Source organism: Citrobacter sp. Cpo030, assembly GCF_030333005.1.
GTDB lineage: Bacteria > Pseudomonadota > Gammaproteobacteria > Enterobacterales > Enterobacteriaceae > Citrobacter > Citrobacter portucalensis.
Map to the genome: position 1 here is coordinate 15742 of NZ_JAOWGT010000071.1, position 2727 is coordinate 18468.

At 45.5% G+C, this 2727-nt stretch carries 2 protein-coding genes and 2 pseudogenes; all 4 read left to right on the forward strand.

All coding sequences use genetic code 11. From position 1 onward, the window contains the following. A partial coding sequence (locus OGY37_RS17160) for a hypothetical protein (RefSeq protein WP_286621340.1) occupies nt 1–186 on the forward strand: 186 nt, incomplete at its 5' end. Then, complete coding sequence (locus tag OGY37_RS17165; RefSeq protein ID WP_286621324.1) at nt 143–1342, forward strand: IS30-like element IS30H family transposase; 1200 nt, start codon at nt 143–145, stop codon at nt 1340–1342. The genes OGY37_RS17160 and OGY37_RS17165, both read left to right, overlap by 44 nt. A 93-nt stretch (nt 1343–1435) precedes the next feature. Beyond that, nucleotides 1436–2574 (forward strand): annotated as a pseudogene (locus tag OGY37_RS17170) (ISAs1 family transposase). 10 nt (nt 2575–2584) lie between these two features. Beyond that, nucleotides 2585–2727: pseudogene (locus OGY37_RS17175) on the forward strand (IS3 family transposase); the annotation flags it as partial.

Sequence of the window (2727 nt, forward strand, 5' to 3'; positions counted from 1 at the left end):
GATGCTCAGGCCGAGATCCGCCGTCTCCAGAAAGAGCTGAAACGGGTTACCGACGAACGGGACATATTAAAAAAAGCCGCTGTAGATTCAATTGGTCAACGCAACAGTCATGTGAAAACATGTAGTTGCGGAGGATTTTTGAATGAGACGGACATTTACAGCAAAGGAAAAAACATCTGTTTTTGAACTGTGGAAGAACGGAAAAGGCTTCAGTGAGATAGCTAATATCCTGGGTTCGAAACCAGGGACCATCTTCACGATGTTAAGAGATACTGGCGGCATAAAACCCAATGAGCGCAAGCGAGCTGTTGCTCACCTGACGCTGTCTGAGCGCGAGGAAATACGAGCCGGTCTGTCAGCTAAAATGAGCATTCGAGCCATCGCTACAATGCTGAATCGTAGCCCTTCAACAATCTCACGTGAAGTTCAGCGTAATCGTGGTAGGCGCTATTACAAAGCCGTTGATGCGAATAACCGGGCCAACAGGATGGCTAAAAGACCAAAACCGTGCTTACTGGATCAGAATATGCCGTTGCGAGAGCTTGTTCTGGAAAAGCTTGAGATGAAGTGGTCCCCAGAGCAAATATCAGGATGGTTAAGGCGAACGAAGCCGCGTCAAAAAACACTACGAATATCACCTGAGACAATTTATAAGACGCTTTACTTTCGTAGTCGTGAAGCGCTACACCACCTGAACGTACAGCACCTGCGCCGATCGCACAGCCTCCGTCATGGCAGGCGCCATACTCGCAAAGGTGAAAGAGGCACTATCAACATAGTGAACGGAACGCCAATCCACGAACGTTCCCGGCATATCGATAACAGACGCTCTCTGGGACACTGGGAAGGCGATTTAGTCTCGGGTACAAAAAACTCCCATATAGCCACACTTGTAGACCGAAAATCACGTTATACGATCATCCTGAGACTCAGGGGCAAAGACGCTTTATCAGTGAATCAGGCTCTTACAGATAAATTCCTGAGCTTACCACCTGAACTCCGGCGATCACTGACATGGGACAGAGGAATGGAGCTGGCCAGACATCTGGAATTTACTGGCAGCACAGGAGTTAAAGTTTACTTCTGCGATCCTCAGAGCCCCTGGCAGCGGGGAACAAACGAAAACACTAATGGGCTAATCCGACAGTACTTTCCCAAAAAGACATGCCTTGCCCAATATACTCAATATGAGCTGGATCAGGTTGCAGCTCAGCTAAACAACAGACCGAGAAAGACACTGAAGTTCAAAACACCTAAAGAGACAGGGAAAATTCATGAACATGCCCGTATTTACAGGCTTCGTAGTGTAGCAGGTTCTCAAATTTTGAACTTTATGAGTTAGCGCTATCACACAACAATCAATTATCCGATGATCGATTTGTAGATCATTTTCAGTGTTTTCTAATACCTCCATAGACAAATTGGAGGTCCAACGATGAGTAACCAGCACCCATTTATGCATTTCGATGCCATCCCAGATTATCGCCAACAAGGTAAAGTCGAGCACAAGTTAACTGATATCATTTTGTTAACAATTTGCGCGGTGCTTTCCGGTCAAGATGACTGGAAAGCTATCCTCTTTACGGCACTAGATGGTTAGATTTTCTCAAACGCTTTGGTGATTTTAGTCATGGTGTTCCCTCTGCCATTACCATTGCAAGAGTGATGGGAATGATTAGCGCGACACGCTTACAAAAGTGTTTTATCGAATGGATGAAATCCTGCTGTGAACTGACGGACGGTGAAGTGATCGCCATAGACGGTAAAACCGTGCGTGGCTCTTATGATGATTCCCGTGGGCTTGGTGCTATCCATATGGTTAATGCGTTTGCGACAGAGAATGGCGTGTGCCTTGGACAACATAAAGTTTACGAGAAGTCCAATGAGATAACCGCTATCCCTGAGTTGCTTCAACTGCTTGATATATCGGGTTGTTTAGTCACAATTGATGCGATGGGATGCCAAAAGAAAATCGCGCAAAAGATCCTTGAAAAAAACGCTGATTACTTGCTGGCCGTGAAAGGAAATCAAGGCCGACTTGAGCAAGCTTTTGATAACTATTTTGATATGAGCATGCTGCAAAAACATGATGGTGATTCTTACAGTACCCAAGAAAAATCGCGAGGCAGACAGGAAACACGACTGGCTTTAGTGAATGAAGATTTAAGTGTTTTGGGCGATCTTGAGTTTGATTGGCCAGGGCTAAAAACGATGGGAATTGTGGTATCGATTAGACAAGAATCAGCAGTGGCCCAAGAGTCAGAAGTAACGGTGCGATATTATATTAGTTCGAAAGCGCTCAGTGCTAAAGAATTGTTAAATGCTTCACGCTCGCACTGGTTAGTCGAGTCGATGCATTGGATGTTGGATACTGCATTTGGTGAAGATGCTTGCCGTAAACGAGCGGAAGAACGAGCAGAGAATTTCGCAAGGATCAGACAGATGTGTTTAAACATGCTAAAAAGTGAAACGACACTAAAAGCGAGTATTAAACACAAAAGAGCGATGTGCGCGATGGATCCGGAGTACCTTTTGAAGGTTCTGGGAAGCCTTTATTTACGGGAATTTTCATGATTTTTCCGTGGATCAGGGCAGTCAGTACACAAGCCATGAGTGGCAGTCGTTCCTGAAATCACACGGCCTGGAAGGTAGCATGAGCCGTCGCGGTAACTGCCATGATAATGCGGTTGCAGAAAGTTTTTTCCAGTTGTTGAAACGTGAACGGAT

What these genes read in the sequence shown, in the direction of transcription:
- OGY37_RS17165 (WP_286621324.1), top strand. Translation starts at nt 143, where the DNA reads ATGAGACGGACATTTACAGCAAAGGAAAAAACATCTGTTTTTGAACTG.